21 protein-coding genes are annotated in these 25,120 nt (G+C 70.8%); 1 reads left to right on the top strand and 20 read right to left on the bottom strand.

The genetic code is table 11. The features are described from left to right. Nucleotides 1-233: 233 nt before the first annotated feature. The 13 genes from VF584_25855 to VF584_25795 all read right to left on the bottom strand — a co-directional run bounded on the left by VF584_25855 (nucleotide 234) and on the right by VF584_25795 (nucleotide 16,627). Entirely contained in the window at nucleotides 234-2,114 is a 1,881-nt protein-coding gene (locus VF584_25855; GenBank protein HEX8213621.1) for a 30S ribosomal protein S1, read from the bottom strand. Nucleotides 2,115-2,241: 127 nt separating this feature from the next. Continuing rightward, complete coding sequence (gene cmk / locus VF584_25850) at nucleotides 2,242-2,946, bottom strand: (d)CMP kinase (protein HEX8213620.1); 705 nt, start codon at nucleotides 2,944-2,946, stop codon at nucleotides 2,242-2,244. After that, a complete protein-coding gene (gene aroA / locus VF584_25845) occupies nucleotides 2,943-4,241 on the bottom strand; it encodes a 3-phosphoshikimate 1-carboxyvinyltransferase (protein ID HEX8213619.1) in 1,299 nt (432 codons plus the stop codon). Before aroA ends, cmk begins: the two co-directional genes overlap by 4 nt. A 65-nt stretch (nucleotides 4,242-4,306) precedes the next feature. Further along, nucleotides 4,307-5,101 carry a biotin--[acetyl-CoA-carboxylase] ligase gene (locus VF584_25840; GenBank protein HEX8213618.1) on the bottom strand — a complete coding sequence of 265 codons (795 nt, stop codon included), beginning with the start codon at nucleotides 5,099-5,101 and terminating at the stop codon, nucleotides 4,307-4,309. Next, complete coding sequence (nadC, locus tag VF584_25835) at nucleotides 5,098-5,952, bottom strand: carboxylating nicotinate-nucleotide diphosphorylase (GenBank protein ID HEX8213617.1); 855 nt, start codon at nucleotides 5,950-5,952, stop codon at nucleotides 5,098-5,100. Before nadC ends, VF584_25840 begins: the two co-directional genes overlap by 4 nt. A gap of 19 nt (nucleotides 5,953-5,971) precedes the next feature. Continuing rightward, a complete protein-coding gene (bshA, locus tag VF584_25830) occupies nucleotides 5,972-7,138 on the bottom strand; it encodes an N-acetyl-alpha-D-glucosaminyl L-malate synthase BshA (protein ID HEX8213616.1) in 1,167 nt (388 codons plus the stop codon). Between the two features lie 302 nt (nucleotides 7,139-7,440). Continuing rightward, nucleotides 7,441-8,379: a tRNA (adenosine(37)-N6)-dimethylallyltransferase MiaA gene (gene miaA, locus VF584_25825; protein HEX8213615.1), complete on the bottom strand. Its 939-nt coding sequence runs from the start codon at nucleotides 8,377-8,379 to the stop codon at nucleotides 7,441-7,443. After that, complete coding sequence (gene mutL, locus VF584_25820) at nucleotides 8,376-10,142, bottom strand: DNA mismatch repair endonuclease MutL (protein ID HEX8213614.1); 1,767 nt, start codon at nucleotides 10,140-10,142, stop codon at nucleotides 8,376-8,378. The genes miaA and mutL overlap by 4 nt, the downstream gene beginning before the upstream one ends. A 305-nt stretch (nucleotides 10,143-10,447) precedes the next feature. Continuing rightward, nucleotides 10,448-11,230 carry a TatD family hydrolase gene (locus VF584_25815; protein ID HEX8213613.1) on the bottom strand — a complete coding sequence of 261 codons (783 nt, stop codon included), beginning with the start codon at nucleotides 11,228-11,230 and terminating at the stop codon, nucleotides 10,448-10,450. Nucleotides 11,231-11,309: 79 nt separating this feature from the next. After that, on the bottom strand, nucleotides 11,310-12,281 hold the full coding sequence (gene secF / locus VF584_25810; GenBank protein HEX8213612.1) for a protein translocase subunit SecF: 972 nt from the start codon (nucleotides 12,279-12,281) through the stop codon (nucleotides 11,310-11,312). A 21-nt stretch (nucleotides 12,282-12,302) separates the two neighbouring features. Next, nucleotides 12,303-13,970: a protein translocase subunit SecD gene (gene secD / locus VF584_25805; GenBank protein HEX8213611.1), complete on the bottom strand. Its 1,668-nt coding sequence runs from the start codon at nucleotides 13,968-13,970 to the stop codon at nucleotides 12,303-12,305. A gap of 249 nt (nucleotides 13,971-14,219) precedes the next feature. Beyond that, nucleotides 14,220-15,815, bottom strand: a complete 1,596-nt coding sequence (locus VF584_25800; protein ID HEX8213610.1) for a TldD/PmbA family protein — start codon at nucleotides 15,813-15,815, stop codon at nucleotides 14,220-14,222. 536 nt (nucleotides 15,816-16,351) lie between these two features. Continuing rightward, nucleotides 16,352-16,627, bottom strand: coding sequence for a hypothetical protein (locus VF584_25795; GenBank protein HEX8213609.1), 276 nt, complete (start codon nucleotides 16,625-16,627; stop codon nucleotides 16,352-16,354). Between the two features lie 180 nt (nucleotides 16,628-16,807). Here VF584_25795 and VF584_25790 point away from each other — a divergent pair, with 180 nt between their 5' ends. Next, entirely contained in the window at nucleotides 16,808-17,896 is a 1,089-nt protein-coding gene (locus VF584_25790; GenBank protein HEX8213608.1) for a hypothetical protein, read from the top strand. Between the two features lie 294 nt (nucleotides 17,897-18,190). Here VF584_25790 and VF584_25785 read toward each other — a convergent pair whose 3' ends face one another. From VF584_25785 to tssB, 7 genes are all read right to left on the bottom strand, one after another. Then, nucleotides 18,191-18,847: an SGNH/GDSL hydrolase family protein gene (locus VF584_25785; GenBank protein ID HEX8213607.1), complete on the bottom strand. Its 657-nt coding sequence runs from the start codon at nucleotides 18,845-18,847 to the stop codon at nucleotides 18,191-18,193. Further along, on the bottom strand, nucleotides 18,781-19,812 hold the full coding sequence (gene tssG, locus VF584_25780) for a type VI secretion system baseplate subunit TssG (GenBank protein HEX8213606.1): 1,032 nt from the start codon (nucleotides 19,810-19,812) through the stop codon (nucleotides 18,781-18,783). The genes VF584_25785 and tssG overlap by 67 nt, the downstream gene beginning before the upstream one ends. Then, nucleotides 19,776-21,566: a type VI secretion system baseplate subunit TssF gene (gene tssF, locus VF584_25775; protein HEX8213605.1), complete on the bottom strand. Its 1,791-nt coding sequence runs from the start codon at nucleotides 21,564-21,566 to the stop codon at nucleotides 19,776-19,778. The genes tssG and tssF overlap by 37 nt, the downstream gene beginning before the upstream one ends. Next, nucleotides 21,563-22,033 (bottom strand): type VI secretion system baseplate subunit TssE, encoded by a 471-nt coding sequence (gene tssE, locus VF584_25770; protein ID HEX8213604.1) that lies wholly within the window; start codon nucleotides 22,031-22,033, stop codon nucleotides 21,563-21,565. Before tssE ends, tssF begins: the two co-directional genes overlap by 4 nt. Nucleotide 22,034: 1 nt before the next feature. Then, a complete protein-coding gene (locus VF584_25765) occupies nucleotides 22,035-22,520 on the bottom strand; it encodes a type VI secretion system tube protein Hcp (protein ID HEX8213603.1) in 486 nt (161 codons plus the stop codon). A gap of 439 nt (nucleotides 22,521-22,959) precedes the next feature. Continuing rightward, nucleotides 22,960-24,519, bottom strand: coding sequence for a type VI secretion system contractile sheath large subunit (tssC, locus tag VF584_25760; GenBank protein HEX8213602.1), 1,560 nt, complete (start codon nucleotides 24,517-24,519; stop codon nucleotides 22,960-22,962). Between the two features lie 37 nt (nucleotides 24,520-24,556). Next, nucleotides 24,557-25,072 (bottom strand): type VI secretion system contractile sheath small subunit, encoded by a 516-nt coding sequence (tssB, locus tag VF584_25755; GenBank protein HEX8213601.1) that lies wholly within the window; start codon nucleotides 25,070-25,072, stop codon nucleotides 24,557-24,559. Between the last annotated feature and the right edge of the window lie 48 nt (nucleotides 25,073-25,120).

Here is a 25,120-nt window from a genome sequence, read left to right as displayed (position 1 = left end):
TCCGCGCCGCGGGGGTAGCCCTGGGCGTGGCCCCATCTGCGGAGTGGCGGCGGGCACGGGCGCGATGAATCGCGCCCCTACGGATTTCCGCGAAACGGGCGTATGTCTCCCCCTCACCCGCCCTGCGCCCCCGCAGGCGGGGGAGGGGGCCGGGGGGAGGGGGCCTGACGGCACGAAGGGGTGCGGAGCCGAAGCCCCGCACCCCCTCTTGCGTCCAGCAAAGAACCGAAAGCTTACTCGGTGTCTTCCGCGTCCGTCGCCACCGGCTCGACGGCGACGTCGCCGCCGGCGTCGCTGGTGGTCTCCTCGGCGCCCTCGGTGCTCTCCGCGGTCTCGTCGCGGACCGGGAGGACCGGCTGCCCGCCCTCGAACTTCGGAACGCGCGTGGTCTCCAGGACGATGCGGCGGTTCGGCGCGTCTACCTCGGTGACGCGCATCTCCAGCTCGTCGCCCTCGGTGAAGACGTCGGCCGGGTTCTGCAGCCCGGTGACGCCCAGCTGCGACACGGGCACGAAGCCCTCGATGTCGTCGCCCAGGTCCACCGCCACGCCCTTGTCCTGCAGGCGCGACACGGTGCCGTTGATCTCCTGGCCGGCGTAGAAGCGCTGCGCCAGCTCGTCCCACGGATCCTCGATGGTCTGCTTGAGGCCAAGCGAGATGCGCTTGTTCTCGGCGTCCACACCCAGGATCACCACGTCCACGTCGTCGCCCTTCTTGACGACTTCGGACGGGTGCTGGATCCGCTTGGTCCAGCTCATGTCGGAGATGTGCACCAGGCCGTCGATGCCGGGCTCGATCTCCACGAAGGCGCCGAACGAGGTGAGGTTGCGGACCTTGCCGCTGAGGCGCGTGCCCACCGGGTACTTCACCGGCAGCGCGTGCCACGGATCTTCCTCGATCTGCTTCATGCCCAGGGAGATCTTCTCGCCCTCGACGTCCACCTTCAGGATCACGGCCTCGATCTCGTCACCCAGCGACACGATCTTCGACGGGTGGCGGACGTTGCGCGTCCAGCTCATCTCGCTGATGTGCACCAGGCCCTCGACGCCCTTCTCCAGCTCCACGAAGGCGCCGTAGTTGGTGATCGAGACCACGCGGCCGCGCACGCGGGCGCCGACCGGGTACTTCTTGTCGACGTCCTTCCAGGGGTACGCCTGGAGCTGCTTGAGGCCGAGCGAAAGGCGCTCGCGCTCCCAGTCGATGTCGAGCACCTTGACTTCGAGCTCGGCGCCGATCGACACCACCTCGGTCGGATGGCCGACGCGGCCCCACGACATGTCGGTGATGTGCAGCAGGCCGTCCATGCCGCCCAGGTCGATGAAGGCACCGAAATCGGTGATGTTCTTCACCACGCCCATGCGCACCTGGCCCACCTCGAGCTCCTTCTTGAGCCGGTCGCGCTTGATCTCGCGGTCGGCCTCGAGGAGCACGCGGCGCGACACCACGATGTTGCGGCGGCGCTTGTTCAGCTTGATGATCCGGAAGTCGTACGTCTCGCCGATCAGGTCCTCGATGTTCGGCACGCGGCGGAGCGCGATCTGCGAGCCCGGCAGGAACGCGTCCACGCCCATCAGGTCGACGGTGACGCCGCCCTTGATCTTGCGCGTGAGCATGCCGGCGACCGCCTCGTTGTTCTCGTAGGCGACGCGGATCTGCTCCCACACGCGGAGGAAATCGGCCTTCTTCTTGGAAAGCACGACGACGCCGTCTTCGTCTTCCAGGTTCTCCAGGAAGACTTCGACCTCGTCGCCGATCTGGAGCGAGTCGGGGTCCTTGAACTCGTCGCGGCCCACCGCGCCCTCGCTCTTGAAGCCGAGGTCCAGGATGACGGCCTTGTCGGTCACGCGAAGGACGCGCGCCTTGACGATCTCACCCTCTTCGATGTTGGTGAGGGTGTCGCCGTACATCTCCAGCATCGCCTCGTACTCCTCGTCGGAGTACTCCTCTTCGTCGTAGAGGTCGGCGCGGATGTTGAGCGAGCGGGCACGGTCCGCGACCTGCTGGACCGTAAGGGTGCTGAAGCCTTTCACGAAGTTGCCGACGGCGGTGGCGAGGCCGCCGCTGTTCTCGTCTTCGTCCGGCTGGTACTGCTCGGGCTGGATCTGCTCGGCCATGTGTGGCTGGGTCCCTTCCGGCCGGCCCCTATAAACGCGCGGGGCGGCGGAGTGTTGGGGGTGATGGAGGATCGGGGCGGAAAATTCCCCGGAAAACAGGAAAAGATACGGTTTTCCGCCCCTTCGGTCAACCCCCGGCCCTCTCCCTGGCCAGCTTCACCACCGCCTCCACCTGCTCCTCGAAGCTGAGCGCGGTGGTGTCGATCCTCACCGCGTCCGCCGCCTCCGCCAGCGGCGCCACCGCGCGGCCGGAATCGATCTCGTCACGGCCCAGCAGGCGTGCCGCTTCCTCGCGGACCGTTTCGTCCGAGAAATCTGTGCTTCCCTGCTCTCGAAGGCGTCGCCGCGCACGCTCCTCTGGGTCGGCCACCAGGTACGCCTTGAGCTCGGCGTTGGGGAAGACGACGGTGCCGATGTCGCGCCCGTCCGCCACCAGCCCGCCTCGCGCCCCCGCCTCGCGCAGCGCGTCCATCAGCCACTCGCGCACAGCGGGGACCGCGGCCATGCGCGACACGTGCGCGTTGACCTCGGGGGTGCGGATCGCCTCGGACACGTTCCAGCCGCCGACGGTCAGGGTGTAGCTGCGCCCCTCCGGCGCGCCGTGCACGTCCAGCGCGTCGAGCTGCTCCGGCGTGAGCGCCGTCCACTCGTCAGCGGGGATGTTGGCGCGCAGGGCGGCCCAGGTGAGGGCGCGGTAGAAGGCGCCCGAATCCAGGTGCCGATAGCCCAGCCGCTCGGCGACGGCACGCGCGGTGGAGCTCTTGCCAGAGCCCGCGGGGCCGTCCAGCGCGATGATGATCCCGTCCGGGCGGTTGAGCTTCGGCTGCGTCACTGGGTTCCTCCCGCGAGCTCTTGCAGGCGCTCGAAGAAGCCGGGGAAGCTGACCGCGGCGCACTCCCGGTCGTCGATGTCCACCTCGTTCCCGGGCAGCACGCCGAGCACGCCGAACGCCATCGCGATCCTGTGGTCGCCGTACGTCTTGATCCTTCCGACGAGCGGCTTGTCGGAACCGCGCACCACCAGCCCGTCGTCCAGCTCCTCCGCTTCGGCGCCGAGCGCGCGCAGGTTGCCGGCAATGGCGGCGATGCGGTCCGTCTCCTTCACCCGCAGCTCGCCGGCGCCCGTGATGCGCGTCTCCCCCTCCGCGCGCGCGGCGAGGACGGCCAGGATGGGGATCTCGTCCACCGCCGCCGGCACCTCGTCGCCGCCGACGGAGGTGCCGCGTAGCGTGGACGGGCGCACCACGAGGTCCGCGACGAGCTCGCCGCCCTCCGTGCGCTCGTTGGTGCGCTCGATCTGCGCGCCCATGCGCTCGGCGATGGTGAGAAAGCCGGTGCGCGTGGGGTTCACGCCCACGCCCCGGATCACCAGCTCCCCCTCGTCCGCCATCAGCGCCAGCGCGGCCAGGAAGGCCGCGGAGGATGGGTCGCCCGGCACGCGCAGATCGAGCGCACCGAGCGGCCTCCGGTGCGCGGGCACGGCGACACGCCATCCGCCCTCCACCGGCGATGCCTGCACGTGCACGCCGAGCGCCGCGAGCATGCGCTCCGTGTGGTCGCGCGAAAGGTGGGGCTCGGTAACGCTTACGGGGACGCCCGCGGTGAGGCCGGCCAGCAGGATCGCGCTCTTGACCTGCGCGCTCGCGGTGGGCGATGCGTAGTCCATCGAGCGCAACGGCCCGCCCACGATCTCGATGGGTAGCCGGTCGGGCGCGCCGGCCTCGTTGAAGTGCGCACCCATCCGCTGCAGCGGCGCCGTCACGCGCCGCATCGGCCGTCCGCGCAGCGACTCGTCGCCCGTCAGCGTCGCCGCAAAGGGGCGTGAGGCGAGGATGCCCATCATCAGCCGCGCCGTCGTCCCACTGTTGCCGCAGTCCAGCTCCACCGTCGGCCGCCGCCACTCGCCCACGCCGTGCCCCGTCACGCGGATCTCCGAGCCGTCCTCGGGGATGTCGGGGATGGCGCAGCCCAGCGCGCGCAGCACGGACGCCGTGCTGCGGCAGTCCTCGCCCGGCAGAAGGCCGGAGAGGCGGCTCTCGCCGTGCGCCAGCGCCGCGAACATCAGCGCGCGGTGGGTGATGGACTTGTCGCCGGGGACGTGCGTGTCTCCGTGAATCTGCAGCTTCATAAAGGCGTTCCGGGTGGCCGTTGGAGCTGCAAGGTACCCGGCCGTGCGCGGGTGCCGCAACGGCGTCAGGCGAGCCGCACGGTGCCGGAGCGGACGGTGCGCAGCACGCCTGCGTCCGAGCGGACGAGTAGGGCGCCGGCGGGGCTGATCCCCAGCGCGATGCCGGTGACGGGTGTGGCGCCGGTGACGACCACTGCCCTGCCCTCCAGCGCGTCGCGGGCGCGCAGGGCTCCCAGCAGCGCGCCGCCGAGCTGCGCGGGTGGGTTGCCGGCCAGGCGCAGGATGGCGCGCACGACCGAGCCCGCCACCTCCGCGCGCGGCGGCGCCCAGCCGGCGCTGATGCGGAGCGAGGTGGCTGAATGCCGCAACTCCGGCGGGAAGTCGTCGCCGGAATGGCCGCAGTTGATGCCGATCCCCGCGACCACCGCGCCGGGACGGTCCGCCTCCCACGCGCCCTCACACAGGATGCCGGCGAGCTTGCGGCCGGCCAGGTGGACGTCGTTGGGCCACTTCACCTGCGCGCTCGCCGGACGCACGAACTCGTCGATCGCCTCGGCCGCGGCGAGGCCCACCAGGATGGGGAGGAGCCCCGGCGCGGGGAGAGCGGCGGGGCGCAGCACGACCGTCATCCAGATCCCCAGCCCCGGCGGCGACGCCCACTCCTTCCCGCCCCGCCCGCGACCCGCGAGTTGCTCTTCCGCGACGACCACCGTACCCGCCGGGGCGCCGCCGTCTGCCAGCGCGCGCGCCTCATCGTTGGTGGAGCCAACCGTCTGGAAGAGGTGCACGGCCGGGACGCCCCAGCGGGCGGCCAGCTCCGCCGCGGTGGCGCCCTCCCACCGCTCCGCGCGCTCGTTCACCCGTCCAGCGCGCGAAGCTGGAGCGAAAGATCCAGCGCGGGCGCGGAGTGCGTAAGCGCGCCGACCGAGATGAAGTCCACGCCCGTCTCCGCCGCGGCGCGGATGGTGTCCAGCGTGATCCCGCCGGACGCCTCCGTCTCCGGGCGCGGGTCGGCCGCGCGAACGAGCTCCACGGCCTGGCGCATGAGTTCGGGCGGCATGTTGTCGAACATGATGCGGTCCGCGCCGGTCGCGAGCGCCTCGCGCACCTCGTCCAGGTTCGTCGTCTCCACCTCGACGGCGAGGCCGCGGTCGTTGCGGGCGCGCACCGCATTTACCGCCGCCGTGATCCCGCCCGCCGCCGCGATGTGGTTGTCCTTGATCATCACCATGTCGTGCAGCCCGTGGCGATGGTTGGCGCCGCCGCCCGCGAGCACGGCGGCCTTCTCCAGCGCGCGCATCCCCGGCGTCGTCTTGCGCGTGTCGATCACCCGCGCACCCGTGCCCGCCACCGTCTCCACGTATCGCCGCGTGACCGTGGCTACACCCGAGAGGCGCTGCATGAAGTTGAGCGCCGTCCGCTCCGCCGTCAGGATGGAGCGCGCGGAGCCGGTGACGCGCATCGCCAGATCGCCCGGCTGCAGCGCGGTGCCGTCGAACGCGGCGACCTCCACCTCCAGCGACGGGTCGACGCGGCGGAAGACCTCGGCCGCCACCTCGGAGCCCGCGACCACGCCGGGCGCCTTGGCGACGATGCGGGCCTCGGCGCGGCGCCCCTCCGGCACCGTCCACAGCGTGGTGAAGTCGCCCGGCCCGACGTCTTCGTCGAGGGCGGCCTGGATCAGCGAGAGCGCTTCGGCGGAGAGTGGCATCGTGATGCTGTGTGGGTATTTACGCGCTGGCGGCGTGCGCCACCGGCTCGGCGTGCGCCCCGCGCCCCAGGATGCGCTCGTAATACCGCTCGTACTCGGGGATGATCACGTCCACGCCGAAGCGCTCCACGGCGCAGCGGCGCGCCTCCGCGCTCATCTTCCTCCACCGCTTCCCATCCGCCAGGATCGACGCGCCCGCCTCCGCCATCTCCTCCACCGCGCCGACCGGGGCGACGAAGCCGGTGACTCCGTCCTCGATCAGGTCCGGCAGGCCGCCGGCGTTGGAGGCAATGACGGGAACGCCGCTCGCCATCGCCTCCAGCGCCACCAGCCCGAACGACTCGCTGCTGGATGGGAGGAGGAGGAGGTCGGCGCAGGCCAGGAGCTCCGCCACGGAATCCTGCTTCCCCAGAAAGAGCACGCGGTCGGTGACGCCCTGCCGCGCCGCCTCGTCGGCGGCTTCGGGCCGGTCGGGGCCGTCGCCGATCAGCACCAGGCGCGAAGGGACCTCCTTCGCCATGCGCGAAAAGATCCGGACCACGTCGCGCACGCGCTTGACCGGCCGAAAGTTGGAGACGTGCACCACCATCTTCTCGCCATCGCGCAGGAACGACTGCTTGTGGCAGGGGAGCTTGCCGCGGTCGTACAGCTTGGGATCCACGAAGTTGGGCACGACCTCGATCCGCTCCTCCGGCACCGCGAACGCGTCCACCGTCTCGCGCTTCAGGTAGTCGGAGACGGCGGTGATCCCGTCGGAGCGCAGGATGGAGAAGCGGGTGATCTCGCCGAACGAGCGTTCCTGACCCACCAGCGTGATGTCGGTGCCGTGCAGTGTGGTGACGATGCGGAGCGGGTGGTTGGGCCCCAGCATCTCCTTGGCGATCCACGCGGAGGTGGCGTGGGGGATGGCGTAGTGCACGTGCAGCAGGTCGAGGCCGTGGCTAAGCGTGACCTCGTGCATCATCGCCGCCAGCGACAGCGAGTAGTTGTTGTGCTCGAAGAGCGGGTAGCGGCTCATCTCCACTTCGTGGAAGAAGACCCGCTCCATGAAGTGCGGGAGCCGAAAGGGTTGCGCGTACGAGATGAAGTGGATCTCGTGCCCGCGCCGCGCCAGCTCAATCCCCAGCTCCGTGGCGATGGCCCCGGACCCGCCATAGGTCGGATAGCAGGTGATGCCGATTTTCATAAAAGCAGTGCCAAGTGCCAAGTGCTAAGTGCCAAGTGCACGGCGCACACTGATGATGGTTCCGGATCCGTGGTAGGGGCGCGATTCATCGCGCCCACCCTTTCCCTGCCTCGACCGCCGCCGCCCGCACCGAATCCGCAGGGGCGCGATTCATCGCGCCCGTGCCCGGACCGCCGCCCCTCGCGCGCACCGATCCCGTAGGGGCCGACCTGCGTGTCTGCCCACCCCCGCCCTCCACAAGAACGCCGTAGGGGCGGCCCCGCGTGGCCGCCCGTGCCCTCCCCCGCACCGCCGCCCGCGCTCTACGTCGAACCCGTCCGCTCGCGCCACGCGGCGACAATGGCGTCAGCCAATTCCTCACGCGGCCGCGTCGCATCCAGCCACAGCGCCCCCGGCGGCAACTGCGTGCGGTACCAGGTGAGCTGGCGGCGCGTGTAGTCGCGCGTGTTCTTGCGGGCCAGCTCCAGCGCATCCTCCAGCGACCGCTCACCCCGCAGGTACGGCATCAGCTCCGCGTATCCGTGCGCGTTCAGCCCCGGCGCCGCCTCGCCGTAGCGGGCGACCAGCGAGCGCACCTCCTCCACCAGTCCCGCCTCCGCCATCTCCGTCATGCGCCGGTTGATCCCCTGGTAGAGCAAATCGCGCGGCACCTCCAGCACGACGGGGAGCACCTCCATCGGGGGCGCCTCCGGGGGCGAGTTGCGCTGCCACCAGGTGAGCGAGCGGCCGGTGAGCAGCGCCACCTCCAGCGCCCGCATCAGCCGCTGCCGGCCGCCGCTGCGGCTCAGCCTCCCCGCCGCCTCGGGATCGTGCGGCCACAGCCAGCGGAGGAGCTGCGCGTCCTCCATCCGCTCCATCATCCGGGTTACCCGCGCGCGGGCCACCGGGTCCAGCACCGGCTCGCCGAAGATGGGGTGCGTGAGTGCGCGCAAAAAGAACCCGGTGCCCCCCACCAGCATCGGCACGCGGCCGCGCGCGCGGATCTCGGCTACCTTCTCACGCGCGTACCGTGCCCAGCGCCCCGCCCCGAACCGCTCTGAGGGCTCCACCAGGTCGATCCCCCAGTGCGGGATCTCGCCGCGCTCCTCCGGCGTCGGCTTGGCGGTGCCGATGTCCATCCCCCGGAAGACAGAGCGCGAGTCCATCGAGACGATCTCGCCATCCAGCCGCCGCGCGACCTCGATGGAGAGCGCCGTCTTACCCGAGCCGGTGGGCCCGGTGATGGCCAGCGCCTCCGTCACCCGCTCCTCCCGAACCTCCGGTGCAGCTCCGTCAGCGAGAGCTGGACCACCGTGGGGCGCCCGTGGATGTCGTGGTACGGAAGCTCGGTGGCGAAGAGGCGGTCGAAGAGCTCGCTCATCTCCCGCTGCGACAGCTTCTGGCCGGCCTTGATGGCGCCCTTGCACGCCATCGACAGCGCGATGCGCTGGTGCTGCGTGCGGGCGGAGTCCACCAGCGGCGACCCCTCGGTCAGCTCCGCCACCATCTCGCGCAGGCAGCGCTCCGCGTCGAAGTACGGGTGCGGCGTGGGGACGGAGTGGACGATCACCGAGCGCCCGCCGAACGGCTCCACCTGGAAGCCGGCGCCCTCCAGCAGCCCGGTGATCTGCTCCACGAGCGCGTACTCCGCCGGGGAGAGGCGCAGAGTGAGCGGAAAGAGGAGGCGCTGGCTGGAGAGCTGCCGCGTCCCGAAGCCGCCCACGATCTCCTCGTACAGCACCCGCTCGTGCGCCGAATGCTGGTCCACCAGCACGAGCCCCGTGCGCGTCTCCGCGATGATGTAGGTGTTGTGCACCTGCCACATCACCGGCGCGGAGCCCAGCATCTCTCCCAGCGTCTCCGGCTGCGCGGGCGAGGAGGACGGCTGCGCGGAGCCCGTGACGAAGAGCGTCATCTGCGGCTCCGCCACAGGCTCCGGCGCCGGCTCGCGCACCGACACTACGCCCGCCTGCGCCGCCGGCTCGTACACCGTCTGCGGATCGGGGGCCGCACGCACCCCGATGCTGGGCGTGCTGTCCAGCCCGGCGAGCGCGGCGCGGATCCCTTCCTCCATGATGCGCTCCACGGCCGGACGGTCGCGGAAGCGGACCTCGGCCTTGGCGGGGTGCACGTTGACGTCCACCTCCCCGTCCGGCACCTCGAAGAAGAGGAAGAGCGAGGGATAGACGCCGTGCGGGATCGTCGTGCGGTACGCCCGGTCCGCCGCGCGGATCAGCGCGCGATCGCCGAAGGAGCGGCCGTTGACGAAGAGGTAGGTGCGGCGGTTGGCGGGGCGCGCGTCGTCCGGCCGCTGGATCAGCCCGGTGAGCGTGAGCCCCCCGCCGCGATGCGCCACCGAGATCATCTCGTCCGCCGAATCCGCGCCCCAGATCGCCGCGGCGCGCTCCGCCACGCTGGACGCGATGGGGAGGTTGAGCGGGTCGCGCCCGCCCATGTCGAGCGTGTACGCCACCGCGGGCGTGGCCAGCGCGAGCGTCGTCACCACCTCGCCGACGGCGCGGTTCTCGGCGGCGCTGGAGCGGAGGAACTTGGAGCGGGCGGGGACGTTGAAGAACAGGCTCCGCACCGACACCGTGGTCCCCGTGCGGCGCGCGCACTCCTCCACGGCCGCGAGCTGCCCGGCCGTGACCACCACGCGCGTCCCGTCGCCATCGCGCTCCGCCGTCTCCAGCACCACCCGCGACACCGACGCGATCGACGGAAGCGCCTCCCCCCGGAAGCCGAGGGTGCGGATGGCGGCCAGGTCCGCCTCCGTCCTCACCTTGCTGGTGGCGTGGCGGTCGACGGCGAGGAGGGCGTCCTCGCGTCCCATCCCCCACCCGTCGTCCGCCACGCGGATCTCCGTCTTCCCCCCGTTGCGGATCACCACGTCGATGCGCGACGCGCCGGCATCCAGCGCGTTCTCCATCAACTCCTTGACGACGGACGCGGGCCGCTCCACCACCTCCCCGGCGGCGATCTGGTTCGCGAGCTTCTCGGGAAGGATGTGGATCCGGCGCGGCATTCGGGCTTCCTTCGGGGTGAATTCGGGTGGGGAAAGTACGGGCGGGGGTGGCGGGGGACAAGGTGGGTGGGGGCTCAGGCCCGGGCGAGTGAACTCGCGGCAACAACAGCACAAAGTCCGCCTTCGCGGACTCGGGGGTGGGATTCGCGCGGATGGCTGGACGTCGGCGCCGACAGGAGGCCGGCACCAGGAGCGAATGAATTGAATTACCACGCGAAATCCGGCTTCGCGGATTGATTGCGGCCCACGAGACCGCTTCAGCGGTCTTCCCGTGGTTCCAGCCGGGGGCTTCAGCCCCCGGCGCCTCACCCGATGCCGTGGTCCCAGCCCCCCACCCCAAACAACGCCCGCGCATTCGCCGTCGTCCGCGCCGCGAACTCCTCCGGGTCCTCGCCGCGCAGGCCGGCGGCGGCGCGGGCGGTGTGGGCGACGAAGGCGGGCTCGTTCGTCTTGCCGCGATGGGGGACGGGGGCCAGGTAGGGCGCGTCCGTCTCCACCAGGATGCGGTCGGCGGGAACGCGGCGCAGCAGGTCGGCGGCGGCGAAGTTCCTGAACGTCACCATCCCGCTGAACGACGCGTACCAGCCGAGCGCCAGCGCATCCTCCAGCAGCTCCGCGCCGCTGGAAAAGGAGTGCAGCACCCCGCGCGTCCCGGCCCCGCCCTCGCGCAGCAACGCGCGCAGGTCCTCGTCCGCCTCGCGCGCGTGGACGATCACGGGGAGCCCCGTCTCGCGCCCCAGCTCCAGGTGGCGCAGAAAGGAGGCGCGCTGCACTTCGCGCGGGGCGAATTCGTAGTGATAGTCCAGCCCCGCCTCGCCGATGGCGACCACGCGCGGGTGGTCCAGCAGTGCGCGCACGGCGGCGAACGCCTCGTCGCTCGCGGTGGAGGCGGCGTGCGGATGGATGCCGGCCGTGGCGTACACCCCGGGGAAGCGCTCCGCCAGCTCCACCACCACGCGCGCATCCGCCACGCCCGTGGCGATGGCGACGACGGTGTCCACCCCCGCCGCCCGCGCGCGCTCCACGATCGCGTCCACGTCGGGAAGGAGGCGCTCGTCGGCCAGGTGGGCATGCGTGTCGATCAACATCCTCGTCCGCCGTGAAAGGAAAGCGGGCCGCCGCGGATGATCCGCGGCGGCCCGCCAGGGTGCTTCGTCCAACCCCGCGTCAGACCCGCGCCGCCGCTTCCCGGCTTCGCGATGGAGCCGCCTGCTCGCGCTTGGGAGCGCGGTGCGGCCACTTGGCCTCGATGGCGTTCAGCAGCGGCGACGCCACGAAGATCGAGGAGAAGGTACCGATGAAGATACCCAGCAGCAGCACCAGCGCGAAGTCGCGGATTACCGGGCCGCCGAAGATCAGCAGCGCCAGCAGCGTCCCCATCGTGCTTCCGCCGGTGAGCACCGTGCGCGGCAGCGTCTCGTTGATCGACCGGTTGAGGATCTCCGTGAAGCTCGCCCCGTGGCGTGGCTTGGTGAGGTTCTCACGGATGCGGTCGAACACCACGATCGTGTCGTTCAGCGAGTAGCCGACGATGGTGAGCAGCGCCGCCACCGTGCCGAGGTTCACCTCGGTGCGCAGCATGGCGATGATGCCCAGCGTGATGATCAGGTCGTGCCCCGTGGCGCCGATGGCCGCCAGGCCGAAGCGCCACTCGAAGCGGAACCAGAGGTACGCCAGCGTCGCCACCATCGAGAGGACGATCGCCAGCAGCGCGCTCCACTGCAGCTCGTCGCCCACCTTGGGGCCCACGGCCTCCACGCGCGTCACCTTGACGGCGTTGCCAAAGGCCGGGTTGAGCGCCGCAAGCACGCGCTTCTGCGACGTCTCCTGCGCCGTCTCGCGAAAGGTGGGCATGCGGATCACGTACTCGTTGCCGGTGCCGAAGCGGGTAATCTCCCACTCGGTGTGCCCGGCCGCGCGCGACGCGCCGCGGATCTGCTCCACCGTCACGGGGCGCTGGAACTGCACCTGCACCAGCGTGCCGCCCGTGAAGTCCACGCCGTAGTTCTGCCACGTGCCGTAGCGGCCCACGTTCAATCCCATCGCCACGAAGCCGGCCAGGAAGAGGATCGCCGTCAGGATGTAGGCGCGCCGCCGCCACTGCATGAACGGGTAGTTCGCGTTCTGGAAAACTCGCATGTCAGTATCCTCCGGGCCGGGTCAGATGGAGAGGGACTGCGCGGCCGGCCGGCGCTGCAGATACGCGAGGAAGAACGTCCGCGTCACGAAGATCGCGGTGAACATGGAGGCGATGATGCCCAGCGCCAGCGTAACCGCGAAGCCGCGGACCGGGCCGGTGCCCACGTAGTACAGGATCGCCGCGGTGATCAGCGTCGTCAGGTTGGAGTCCACGATGGCCGACAGCGCGTGGCGGAAGCCCTCGCTCACCGCGGCCTTGACGTTGCGTCCCGCGTCCAGCTCTTCGCGGATGCGCTCGTACACCAGCACGTTGGCGTCCACCGCCATGCCGATCGACAGGATCAGGCCGGCGATCCCGGGGAAGGTCAGCACGGCGTCCAGCGCGGCGAGCGAGCCCAGCACGAAGAGCACGTACACCGCCAGCGCGGCCACGGCCAGCATCCCCGAGAACTTGTAGAAGAGGATCATCAGCCCGACCACGATCAGCACGCCCACGAGCCCGGCCGTCTTGCCGTTCTGGATCGAGTCGGCGCCCAGGGACGGCCCGATGCTGCGCTCCTCCACCACCTTGAGCGGCGCGGGAAGGGCGCCGGCCCGCAGCACCAGCGCGAGCGCCGAGGCGTCCTCCAGCTTGGAGGTGCCCATCTCGATCTGCCCGCGCGAGCCGATCTGGCCGCGGATGGCGGGCGCCGTGTAGACGCGGTTGTCCAGCACGATCGCCATCTGCTCGTTGATGTGCTCGCCGGTCGCCTTCTCGAAGCGGCGGCCCGCGGCTCGGCTCAGCTCGAACGCCACCACCGGCCGGCCGAACTGGTCGCTCTGCGCCTGCGCGTCTTCCAGGTGCTCGCCCGTCATGATGGGCCGGTTCTCCACGAACCAGAGGGTGCGCAGCTCCGGGCTCTCCTCCGTCTCCGGGATGCTCCACAGGAGCTCGCTGCCGCGCGGAAGGAGGCGCTGCACCTCGGGGTGCGCCAGCCAGCGCGCGACCTCGGCCTCGTCCGTCTTGCGGATCTGCAGCGAGCCGTACGGCCCGGGAGCCAGCTTGGAGCTCAGCAGCGCCGCGTTGGCGCCGGTGGCCGCCGTGCTCGTGGGCGTCGTGGTGTTCGCCGCCACGGCCGTGCTGTCGCCGGCGCTGTCACGCCCCGCGCTGTCACGTCCCGCGCTGTCGCGGCCCGCGCTGTCGGCCTTCGGAGCCGTCTGCAGGATGCCGCCTACCGGGTTCGCCGGGGATGCGGAGGCCGCTCCCTTGCCCGCCGCCGGAAAGGCGCGCGCGATCGCCTGGTCGATGCGGGGCAGCCCGGGCTGCAGCTCCGTCAGCGGACGCACGATCTGGAACTCCAGGAAGGCCGTCTTCTGCAGCACTTCCTTGGCGCTGTTCCCTTCCTTGAGGCCGGCCAGCTCCACGATGATCCGGTCCTTCCCCGACTTCTGCACCAGCGGCTCGGCCACGCCCATCTCGTCCACGCGCATGCGCACTACGGTCAGGGCGCGCTCGATGGCGTCGTCGCGCTGCGCCTGGGTCAGCTTCTGCCCCGTCTGGTCGAGCTCCAGGGCGTAGTGGCTCCCACCCTGGAGGTCCAGCCCCAGCGTGACCATCTGCCGGGCGGGCTTGCCGTCGGCTCCGTCCCGCATGTAGTTGCGGTAAAGGGCGAACGAGCTCGCCAGGATGGCGAAGAGGATGAGCGCCACGCGGGCTCTTAGCGTCTGAAACATCGGAGAGTACGGACTCCCGGAGGGGGTTGGAGGAAACGTCGATGATCGTGGAAGCGATTGTCGCGCGAGAAGTTGCAAAACTAACCCCCGCCGCGCTCCCGCGTCAACCTGCGACGGCGGACCGCGGCGGTGGGCCGGATGCACCCAACGCGTTGCCAGGGGCACGATTACCCCTTTCGGGGCATCGGTACACGCACCGCCGCGTAAGGGTCCCGCCGGGACGGTCTACCCGCGGCGGCCCGTGTTGATGACGTTGATCTTGCGCACGCGCACCGGCGGGCACCCGTGCGACACCGCGTTGGACTGCGACGGCTGCCCCTTGCCGTCGTTGAAGGAGCCGCCCACGAAGTAGCTGCTCCGCCCCCCGATTCCGTCCACCGCGTTCCAGAACTCGGGGGTCCTCATCTGGTACGCCACGTCCTTGAGCATCCCGCCGACCTTGCCGTTTCTGATCTCGTGGAAGGTCTGCCCGCCGAACTGCGCGTTGTAGCGCTGCTGGTCGATGGAGTACGAGCCGCGCCCCTCGATCAGGATGCCGTCCTGCACGTCGCCCACCAGCTCGTCCAGCGTGACGTCGCGCTCCGGGTTGGGCATCAGGTTGACGTTGGGCATGCGCTGGAACTGCACGTCGCTCCAGCTCTGCGCGTACGAGTTGCCGTGGCTGCGCACCGGCTTCCCCTGCTGGCGGTACCAGTCCGCCAGCAGCGGCGCCTGCTCGCGCGTCGTCTGCAGGTCGTTGAGGATGCCGTTCTTGACGATCAGGTACTCGTCCGGCCGCACGCCCTCGTCGTCGTACCCCACCGTGGCCAGCGACCCGGGGGCGCTGCGCTCCGCCTGGATGTTGAAGTTGGCCGGCCCGTAGCGGAACTTCCCCAGGAAGTCCTGGATGGGACTGATGAACGACGTTCCCGCGAAGTTGGCCTCGTACCCCATGATGCGGTCCAGCTCGGTGGGGTGCGCGATCGACTCGTGGATCGTCAGGAAGAGGTGCGAGGGAAGGAGCACCAGGTCGAAGCGCCCCGGCTCCACCGGCTTCGCGGTGAGCTTCTTCACCGCGTCCTCCGCCCAGCGCGGCGCGTTCTCCGCCAGCCGCGATGCGCGCACGTGCTCGTATCCCAGCCCCATCGGCTGCACGTCGGTGGACATGCGCGTCTGGAAGTCGCTCCCGTCCGCCGACACCGCCGTGACGTTCATCTGCGGATACGACCGGTAGATCGTCTGCGTGATGTACGAGCCGTCGGTGTTGGCGTACGTCTTCTCCTCGCGCAGGAAGAACATCGACGAGGTGACGAAGCGGGCACCCTGCACCCGGAGCGCGGCCTCGTTGGCGCCCAGCAGCACCGCCACCTTTTCCTCGATGGGGATGTCGAACGGGTCGGTCTGGATCGGCGAGCGCCACGTCGCGTCGCGGTGCACCTCCGCGGGGGCGAGCTCCACGGGGCGGCGCAGGGTGGCCGCGCTGGCCCGCGCCTGCGACGCCGCCGACCGCGCCACACGCTCCACCTCCTCCAGCGTCAGGTCGCGCGACGCGGCGAACCCCCACGCCCCGTTGACCAGCGCCCGCACGCCGAACCCGAACGTCTCCCCGTCGTCGAACCCGGTGATGCGCCGCTCGCGCGTGGCGATGGACTGGCTGCGGTTGCGCGTGATGCGCACGTCCGCGTAGCTGGCGCCGGCCCCGCGCGCCGCATCCAGCGCCCGGCCGGTGAGCGCCTTGTAGTCCGGGTCGTCGTGCAGCTGCCCCGCGGCGCGGAGCTGCGACGGCGCGAGCGCCAGCGCGGCGCCCCCTGCGCTACGGAGGATGAACTCTCTGCGTTTCATGCGCGGAGCGTGGGTGCGGGGATCGTCTCTGGGATGCCCCGGATGATATCCCCGTCGTCGCCGGGGAGCAACGGGGGTGGGTAGAACGTGTGGGAGGTGGATGGTTGCAAGCGGAATGACTGAAACGCGTTGTGGCGCGGTGGGTAGAAACAGGGTTAGGGCTCCGCCGACACCCTCACCCCCCCGGCCCCCCTCTCCCAAACTGCTGGGAGAGGGGGGAGATCGCCGCCATCTGCGCGGTGTCTCCGTATTGGGAAACGCATCGATCCGGTAGGGGCGCGATTCATCGCGCCCGCCCTCGCCCCCACCTCGACCCCCGCCATTCGCACCGTCCCTGGTAGGGGCAGACCTGCGTGTCTGCCCGCCGCCTGCCCCACCTCGCCCCCCGCCGCCGCCACGAATCCCGTAGGGGCCGCCCCATGTGGCTGCCCGTGCCCGCCCCCGCGACGCACCCCGCCATCCCACCCATGCACGCATACGCCCCTCTCCCAGCAGTGTGGGAGAGGGGCAGCGAGGAACGAGCGGGGAGAGGGCGCCTACTCCTCCCGCCCCTGCTTCGGCGCGCCGATGGCGACGGTGAGCACCGTGCCCGCCGCCGCGATGCCGAAGCCGCCCCACACGATCTGCATGGCGTCGGCGTGGGGCATGTGGGTGTGGAAGGCGAAGACGACCAGGGCGCCCCCCGCGAGCTGCCAGAGGAGGCACACCGCCAGCACCACCAGCCAGCGCCGCAGGTCGCCGCGGCGCGCTTCGGACTCGGCGGACTGGCGCTCCTCGATCATCTTCTGGTACAGGTCGTCGCGAATCGGCATGGGTCGGCGCGGTGAGGGTTGGCGCGGGAAGATAACGCCATGGCGGCGGCGGGCGGGTTATGGATCGATGAGCATCACCCGCGGCTTGCAGGAAGCCGTGCATTCGCGCATAGTTGAAGCCTGCACGTGGCGCACCCTCCACCGCCGCCCTCCCTCGCGGCACCCTCCGGACGACGACCGATGGCCATACGCGAAGGACGCTGGGACTGCACCTCGTGCGGCGCCGTGGGCAACCCCGGCCGCCAGGTGAACTGTCCCGGCTGCGCGCTTCCCCGCCCCGACGGCACCCGCTTCTACCTTCCCGAAGACGCGCCCGAAGTCACCGACGCCGCCCAGCTCGCCCTGGCCCAGGCAGGCGCGGACTGGGTGTGCGAGCACTGCGGCGCCAGCGCGCACGCCACCGAGGCGGACTGCCCCGGCTGCGGGGCGCCGCGTGGCAGCAGCGACGCGCAGGACGTCCACGACTACGACATGGACGAGATCCCGCGCGACGGCAAGGAGCGGCGCACCGCCCCGCTGGCCGCCGCTGCGATCCCTCCGAAGCGCCGCTCGCCGTGGATGGGACGCGGCGTGCTGGCGGCCATCGCGGCGATGGTGTGGTGGATCTTCAGCCCGCAGGAAGTCACGGCCGTCGTGGACGCCAAGACGTGGGACCGCACTCTGGAAGTGCAGGCGTACCGCACCGTGCGCGAATCGGACTGGTCCGTGCCCTCGGGCGGGCGCCCGGTGCGCAGCTACCGCGCGATCCGCGATTACCGCCAGGTGCTGGACCACTACGAGACCAAGGAGCGGCAGGTCTCCGAACGAGTGCAGACCGGCACGCGCACCTACACCTGCGGCTCGCGCGACCTGGGGAACGGCCACTTCGAGGACCGCACCTGCACCGAGCCCGAGTACGAGACGCGCTACCGCACCGAGAAGTACCAGGACCCCGTGTACCGCAAGGAGCCGGTCTACGCCACCAAGCACGACTACGACATCGAGCGCTGGGTGCGCGACACCGTCCTCGCCGCCCGCGGCGAAGCAGACGAGCCCAGCGAGCCCGCCAATCCCGCGTGGCCCGTCACCCGCCTGCGCGAGCGCCAGCGCGAGGGCGCCCGCACCGAAAAGTACATCCTTCGCTTCCGCGAAGAAGACGGCGACACCTACGAAACTCCCGTCACCCTCGACCGCTTCCAGCAGCTCCGCGTGGGCGCTCCGGTGCGCATCAAGGTGAGCCGCGCCGGCGCGGTGGAGCTGCTGGGGATGGATAGTACGCGGGCGCGGTAGGCCCTCACCCCCGGCTCGTTACACTCGCCTGCCCCCTCTCCCGATAACGGGAGAGGGGGCTGAAGACGCCCACGCCCGCAAATCCAGGTAGGGGCGCGATTTATCGCGCCCACCGCCTGCCCCCGCCTCGACCCCCGCGCAACGCACACAACCCCCTAGGGGCAGCCTCACGTGGCTGCCCGTGCCGCCACGAGCCGCCCGCACGGATGCACGCAAACGCCCCTCCCCCAGGTAGTTATTGGGGGAGGGGCCGCGAGGTGACGAGCGGGGGTGGGGGCCCGCGATGCCGGCCCCTCACGCCCTCAGCGCCTCCACCGCGTGCGGCAACGCCAGCCGCGCCCACTCCTCGTAGGCGGCGCCAGAGGGGTGAAGGCCGTCGTCCACCAGCATGCGCGCGCCGGCGGCGCGGGAGGCGGGGGTCACGTCCACCCAGCGGGCGCCTGCGTGGGCGGCTTCGTCGCGCGCGATGGCGTTGAAGGCGTCGATCTCGCGGGCGATGGCGGCGCGGTCGCGGCCGGCGGCAAAGGGGGTGACGCCCCAGTCCGGGATCGAGAGCACCAGGACGCGGCGCGCCTCGTTTCCCGCGAAGCCGATCGCGCGCGCCAGCAGGAAGCGGAAGTGCTCGCGGTACTCCTCCACGGAGCGGCTGCGGTACTGGTTGTTGACGCCAACCAGCAGCGTGACCAGCGAGTACGCGCCCGCCGGGGCCGCCGCGTCGATGGCGGCGTCCAGCTCGTCCGTCGTCCAGCCGGTGCGGGCGATGATCTCGGGCGGGTCCAAGCGGATGCCCTGCTCCGCCAGCATCGCCGCCAGGCGCACCGGCCAGCGCTCGGCCTCCGCGACGCCCTCGCCGATGGTGTACGAGTCGCCCAGCGCCAGGAACCTCAGGGTGCCCTCATCTTGATCACCTTGGCCGCGGGAAGCGAAGTCCGGCCCAGCCAGCTCGTCCACCCCAGGCGCGGCTCGGCGCCGCGCTTGAGAGTGGAGCTGGGGACTTCGCCCGCGTCCAGCACGAGGCGGGCCGTGAAGTCCAGATCCGCGCCCGCGTAGAAGCGCGTCAACTCGCGCAGGGGGCGGTGCGCGTGGCCGTCCGGCAGGAAGGCGCGGTACTGCGCCAGCGTCAGCGGGCCTACGTGGAGCTGGAAGGCGGCGGACTGGTCCCAGAAGCGCGTGCCGAGCATCGCGTCGCTTCCCAGGCGATTGTTGCGGCCGCCGGGGCCGATGCGCGTGTGCTGATCGGGTTCCACGGGGAGCCAGCGCCCCTCGAACTGCCGCCCGCGGATGCGCACGCCGAAGTGGCTGGAGAGCATCCCCTCCAGCCCCGCCATGGAGCGTGGGTGCTGCGCCAGGAGCCCGGCGTGCGCTAGGACCCCCGCATCCGGCACCCCCTCCGGCTCCATGCGGCGGCGCAGGCTGGGCGCGCCGAGCCCGGCCAGCGGAAAGAGCGCGCGGGCCACCTCCGTCCCCTCGGGCGGGCTGAGGGAGAGGGCGATGCGGTTCTTTTTGCGGACGCCGTACGCCAGGCGCAGCAGGCGGTCGTTGAAGAGGTCCAGGAAGTCGCGGAGCGCGGGGTTGCTGCGCGAAGAGCGCTCCAGCACCAGCTCCGTGAACGGGTGCGGAAGCGGACCCATCACCCCCGCCAAACCCATGAAGTGCACGGACATGCGCGGCGGGGCACCCTCCACCGGGTTCCCGTCCTCGTCCGTGGCCTCGGTGATGGAGGCGATGTCGGTGGTGGGGAATGCGAGCCCCACGTGCGACGAGAAGCGCACCGCCCGCCGCGCGCCGGGACGCTGCCGGTCGCGGAGCCCTTCCAGCAGGCGGACGGCCTGCCAGAACTCCCAGCCGCCCGCCTCTCCGCGATCGAAGAGGAGGTCGGCTACAGGACGCTCTGCTCGCCCGTCAGCGGCGGCCATGTCTTCCACTCCTCGCCCGCCTCGGGTCCGCGCGCGATGGTCTGGGTGAACGAGTTGATGGGCGCGTACAGCCCCAGGAAGTGGCGCAGCACGGAGGCCAGCAGAAAGGCGCGCGTGCCGGCGAAGCAGGTCTCGTCGAAGGTGAGGGTGATCTCGGTGCCACGGCACATCCCCCGCCACTCGCCGTGCCCGGCGCGGCGCACCACGCGGCGGCAGTCGATGGCCGTGACGCCCGAGGCCTGCTGCTCCGAGCCGGGGCTGCCGTAGGCGCCGTTGTACAGCCGCAGCGTCTCCTGCAGCGAGCGCAGCCCCGCGGGCCCCTCCAGCGACAGGTGATTGAGCGAGAGCTGCGATACGAGGCGCCACAGCGTGGCGCCGGCCATGGGCGGGTCGCGCTGCGGCGTGGGGGTGTGCAGCACGGTGACGGCGTGCAGCGGCGCCGACTCCTCGATCTGCAGGAAGTGCCCCGGCGGAAGCTGCACCGCCAGGTGGCGGTTGGTGCACAGCGTGTGCGCCCACACCGTGCGCTCGGCCGGGAGGGCGGGGTTGAAGTCCAGGTCCACGAAGGAGAGCAGCACCTCCGTTCCCCCCACGCTGCGGATGGGGCTGGGGACGCGCCGCGAGTGCCAGTACGCGCGCGCCGGGCTGCCGTGCGAAAAGGAGTAGAGCGGCTGGTACTTCCCCGCCTCGTGCTTGGGATCGCTGGAGGACGACACTTTGAGGATGGTGTGCACCTCCGTGGTCGCCATGCGGCGCACGTCCGGCACCAGGCGGTACTCCGAGCGCCGCTCGTCCAGGCGGATCGGCTCGGTGAGGCGGTCGAAGAGGTTGATGATGGGGGTGCACCCGAGCTGGAACGACTCCGCGGTTACGCGCAGCCAATCCGGTGCCTGGCGGCGCAGCGGCACGATCAGCTCCCACTCCGCGCCCGGCGGCACCGCCCCGGCCAGGTTCGCGAACTCGGCGAAGAGAAACTTGCGCGGGTTGGCGAAGTACTCCTGCAGCAGGCGGTAGCCGGGGTGCGCGTGCTCGGGGGCGTACAGCATCGCCTCGTCGCGCCGGAAGCCGACGGGGCGCAGCGAATCGGCGGGGAGCGGGATCAGCGGTCCCTCCTCGCCCTCGCGCACGTACACGCCGCCCGCGTGGGCAAAGAGGAGCTCGTACAGCGCCGCGGCGCCGCGCAGCTCGTCGCCAAGGTAGAAGCGCAGGGTGTCCGGCCGCGCCGGGGGATCGCCCCAGCCGCGCATGCGGATGCGCAGGATGGTCTGGGTGCCGCGCGGCGCCGCCACCCGGTCGGCGGATTCGATGCCGGCGTACTTCACCTCGAGCGGCCAGAGCGTGACCGGGTAGCAGGTGCGGAAGCGGCAGAGGAGGCCGTCCGGCGTGTGCGCCACCAGCGGCGTCCCGCGGCGGATGCGGTGCCCCGTGGTCAGCTTCCCCTGCCCCTCCGCCACCCTGAAGCGCGCCACCGTGGTGGACGGAATGGGTGCCGTGTAGTGCGGGTAGAGCACCCCCAGCAGCGCCGCCGCCGCATCGGGGAACTCGTCGTCCAGCTGCTGCTGGATGCGCGCGGTGAGGTACGCGAACGACTCGATCAGCCGCTCCACGTGCGGGTCGGGCGACTCGTCGCCGCCCAGCTCCAGGCGCCGCGCCACGCGGGGGTGGGTGCGCGCGAACTCCGCCCCCGCCTCGCGCAGGTCGGTGAGCTCGGCCTGGTAGTAGCTGAGGAGGTCGCTCTCGCCGCGCCCCCTCACCGCGCGCCTCCACCGTACGATCCGGTCATCTCCAGCTCCACGAAGCTCACCTCCTCCACCACGTCGCCCACCACCATCTGGGCGTGGATGCTCACGCGCAGCCCGCGCTCGCTCCCGGCGTCGTCCACGGTGGCGCGGGCGTTCCGCAGGCGCGGCTCGTACGCGGCCACCGCGCGCTCCACCTCGGTGGCGAGCTCGCCGCGGGCTACGGCGTCGCGGGTGTACAGGTGGCTGAAGTCGGCGAGGCCGTACTCCAGCACGGTGCGGGGGCGGGCCGCGGCCACCTCCGCGGGGACGGGGCACCGCGTGTTCAGCAGGCGCTGCAGCTCGCGCCGCACGGACAGGTGAAGCCCCTCGCGGTCCAGCACGCGCACGGGCTCCTCCCCCTCGGCCGCTTCTTCCTGTGGCAGGAAGAAGCGGTCGAAGAGGAGGGCACGCGCGCCGCGGGTGTGACCCGGCTCGCGCAAGCTACAGGACCTTGTTCGCGCCCACGTCCCAGCTTCCGGAGACGGTGCCGGCGGCGCCGCTCTCTTCCTTTTGGGCCGTGTAGTCCCACTTGATGGAGGCGTAGTTGAGCGACACGCTCTCCACCGGCTTGTCGCCCCCGCCGCCGCCCACCGACACGGAGGAGATGACGACCCCCTCCATGGTGTAGATGATGAGCGGGATCACCGCGCCCGCGTCGTTGCGGCCGATGGTGATGGTGACGGTCTTGAGGTTGGTGGCCTCGCAGCACTTCTGGTTGAGGAGCGGGCTGGCCTTGTCCAGGTACTTCGTCACGTGGAAGTCCTGGTGGATGGGCCGCCCGGAGGTGCGCTCCGTGTTGCTCACGTCACCGGTCACCTGCTGCGACACGCCGTGGCTGTACGACATCAGCTCGATCTGCTCCGCGAAGCCGTTGAGCTGGCTGGTGCCGGGTACGCCTGCGATCTTCATCATGATTACGTCGGGCATGGGTCCTCGTGTTGGTTGGGTTTGGGGGGAGGACGGAAGTGCTGAGTCCTAAGTGCCAAGTGCCAAGTGCCAAGTGCCTAGTGCCTAGTGCCTAGTGCCTAGTGCCTAGTGCCTAGTGCCTAGTGCCTAGTGCCTAGTTAGGGGTGCCCCCGGTGTCATCCAGAGGGAGCCCCGCCCAGACCAGCGCCCGAGATCGGTGCCGAGCCCCTGCGGCGACCAAAGGATCTAGCCGGCGAGGCAAGAGGGCCGCATCGCCCCGCCGTCCCCTCGGAACGCGCAGTAGATCCTTTGCTCCGCGCCACACTGCGGAGCCGGGGAAGGGCCGGAGGGGCGCGTCGCGCAGGATCACAGAAAACGGGTGCAACCCGCTCGCTGCCCCTCTGCGCCTCCCCTGCACTGCCGTTACTGAGCACCTGGCACCAGGCGCTTGGCACTTCCGTTACGCCGCCGGCTGCGGAAGCTCCGCCACCAGCCGGATCGACGCCGTAAGCTCTTCCAGCTGGAAGTGCGGGCGCAGGAAGACGGTGGCGTTGTAGCAGCCCGGCTTGCCGCCGATCTCCGTGACGTCCACGCGGGCTTCGCGCAGGGGGAACCGCGCCTTGGCCGACTGCGGAGCGTCGTCGTTCAGCAGCACGTACTGCGCGATCCAGCCGTTCAGGTACTTCTCGATCTCGCCGCGCGTCTGGAAGCTCCCCACCTTGTCGCGCATCATCACCTTGAGGTAGTGCGCGAAGCGGGAGGCGGCCAGCACGTACGGAAGCGAGGCCGAGAGGCGCGCGTTGGCCGTGGCGCTGTCGGTGAGGTACTCCACCGGCTGCTGCGTGGTGGCGCCGCCGAAGAAGGCCGCGTACGACTCGCCCTTGCAGTGCACCAGCGAGATGAAGCCCAGGTCGCTCAGCTCCTTCTCGCGCCGGTCCGTGATCGACACCTCGGTGGGGCAGATCATCGCCGAGTCGCCCGAGAGCGTGTCGAAGGTGTGCACCGGGAGGCCGGCCACCCGGCCCCCGCCTTCCACACCGCGGATCGCCGCCGTCCACTTGTACTTGGCGAAGGCGTCGGTGATGCGCGCCGCCAGCGCCCACGCCGCGTTCCCCCACAGGAAGCTGTTCGGCTCCTCCACGCGGGGACGCTGCTTGTCCTTCTTCTTCTCCTTGTCGCTGCGGTACTCGGCTTCCTGCGCGTGGATGTCGTTGGTGTACACGTTCTCGGTGTACTCGAAGCCCTCCACCGGGTTGTTGACCGGGTGGTACGGCCGGCGCAGCAGGAAGCGCGGCAGCACCAGCGCCACGTAGCGCGAGTCCTCGCTCTTACGGAACTCGCGCCACTCCGCCATCTCGGTGGTGTCGAGCGCCTTGCGCAGGTCGCGCGGAATGCCCAGCTCCGTAAAGGAGTCCAGGTCGAAGAGCGCCGGCGACGCGGCGGCCAGGAACGGCGCGTGTGCCGCGCCCGCCACCGACGCGATGCGGCCGAGCATCGCCACGTCCGGCGCCTTGCGGCCGAAGTCGTACGCACCCACCAGCACCGAGTACGGGTGCCCGCCAAAGGTGCCGTACTCCGCCTCGTACAGCTTCTTGAAGAGCTGGCTCTGGTCGACGTCCACCGCCTTCTCCAGGTCCTTGGCCAGCTCGTCCTTGGTGACGTTGAGGACGCGCAGCTTCAGCATCGTCCCCGTCTCGCTGTTCTGCACCAGGTACGCGAGGCCGCGCCAGGTGGACTCCAGCTCCTGGAACTTGGGGTTGTGGAGGATCGCGTCCAGCTTGCGCGAGATCTCCTCGTCGATCTGGCGGATGCGCTCCTGGATGAGGGCGGCGGTGTGCTTGTCGCCGTCCGCCTTGATCTTTTCGCTCTGCACCTCGCCGGTGAACTTGGAGAGCAGCCGCTCGGCCGACTCGGTGTTCTGCTTGTCGCGCACCAGCTTGCCTTCGCTGATGATCTGGTCGAGGATCGATGTGGTGCCGGCAGCGGCGGTCGCGCCGCCCGCCGTCTTGGTCTCGGGCATGGGATGTCTCGTGGGGAAAAGGGTGGGTGGAGCGGGCTCAGGCCGCGGGCGGCTCGGGCGCGGGGGCGGGGGCGCGCTTGGCGAGCTCTTCGCTCAGCGCCTTCACGTCGTCCGCGCTCGCCAGCAGCTTCTGGAGCCGCTCGTCCAGCGCGTCGTTGCCGTCCAGCTTCGCCAGCAGGTCGTTCAGGTCGGTGCGCAGCTGGAAGAGCTCCTTGAGCCCGTCCACCTTGGTCACCAGGCTCGCCGGGCTGAAGTCGTCGATCCCGGTGAGCGGCGGGATGTTGGCCACCACGCTCCCCTCGGCGTCCTTCAGCTCCAGCCCCGGAGCGACCTGCTTCATCACCGAGTCCAGGTTGCCGCTGTCGATCTCCACGAACTTGCGGTCCTTGAGCTTGGTGGCTTGCGGGTTCCCCGAAAGGTCGGCCAGGATCCCCACGACGAGCGGAAGCTCCTTCTTCTCCGATGCGCCGCCCGTCTCCACGTCGTAGGTGATCTGCACGCGCGGGGGGCGGTTGCGGTCCAGCCAGTGCTGGGTGCTCTCTTTTCCTGCCATGGTGGTGCTCCTGGGGTGTGGCGTTGGGCACACCCCGCTCGGGGTGGG

The organism is Longimicrobium sp. (genome assembly GCA_036389135.1).
Taxonomy (GTDB): domain Bacteria; phylum Gemmatimonadota; class Gemmatimonadetes; order Longimicrobiales; family Longimicrobiaceae; genus Longimicrobium.
The sequence above is the reverse complement of the archived record's forward strand: the minus strand, read 5'-3'. Positions and strand labels throughout refer to the sequence as shown.

Bases quoted from the DNA above. Each gene is read 5' to 3' on its own strand.
- VF584_25855 (HEX8213621.1), bottom strand. From the start codon at position 2,114: ATGGCCGAGCAGATCCAGCCCGAGCAGTACCAGCCGGACGAAGACGAG.
- aroA (HEX8213619.1), bottom strand. From the start codon at position 4,241: ATGAAGCTGCAGATTCACGGAGACACGCACGTCCCCGGCGACAAGTCC.
- nadC (HEX8213617.1), bottom strand. From the start codon at position 5,952: ATGCCACTCTCCGCCGAAGCGCTCTCGCTGATCCAGGCCGCCCTCGAC.
- bshA (HEX8213616.1), bottom strand. From the start codon at position 7,138: ATGAAAATCGGCATCACCTGCTATCCGACCTATGGCGGGTCCGGGGCC.
- mutL (HEX8213614.1), bottom strand. From the start codon at position 10,142: ATGCCGCGCCGGATCCACATCCTTCCCGAGAAGCTCGCGAACCAGATC.
- VF584_25815 (HEX8213613.1), bottom strand. From the start codon at position 11,230: ATGTTGATCGACACGCATGCCCACCTGGCCGACGAGCGCCTCCTTCCC.
- secF (HEX8213612.1), bottom strand. From the start codon at position 12,281: ATGCGAGTTTTCCAGAACGCGAACTACCCGTTCATGCAGTGGCGGCGG.
- VF584_25800 (HEX8213610.1), bottom strand. From the start codon at position 15,815: ATGAAACGCAGAGAGTTCATCCTCCGTAGCGCAGGGGGCGCCGCGCTG.
- VF584_25795 (HEX8213609.1), bottom strand. From the start codon at position 16,627: ATGCCGATTCGCGACGACCTGTACCAGAAGATGATCGAGGAGCGCCAG.
- VF584_25790 (HEX8213608.1), top strand. From the start codon at position 16,808: ATGGCCATACGCGAAGGACGCTGGGACTGCACCTCGTGCGGCGCCGTG.
- tssG (HEX8213606.1), bottom strand. From the start codon at position 19,812: ATGGCCGCCGCTGACGGGCGAGCAGAGCGTCCTGTAGCCGACCTCCTC.
- VF584_25765 (HEX8213603.1), bottom strand. From the start codon at position 22,520: ATGCCCGACGTAATCATGATGAAGATCGCAGGCGTACCCGGCACCAGC.
- tssC (HEX8213602.1), bottom strand. From the start codon at position 24,519: ATGCCCGAGACCAAGACGGCGGGCGGCGCGACCGCCGCTGCCGGCACC.
- tssB (HEX8213601.1), bottom strand. From the start codon at position 25,072: ATGGCAGGAAAAGAGAGCACCCAGCACTGGCTGGACCGCAACCGCCCC.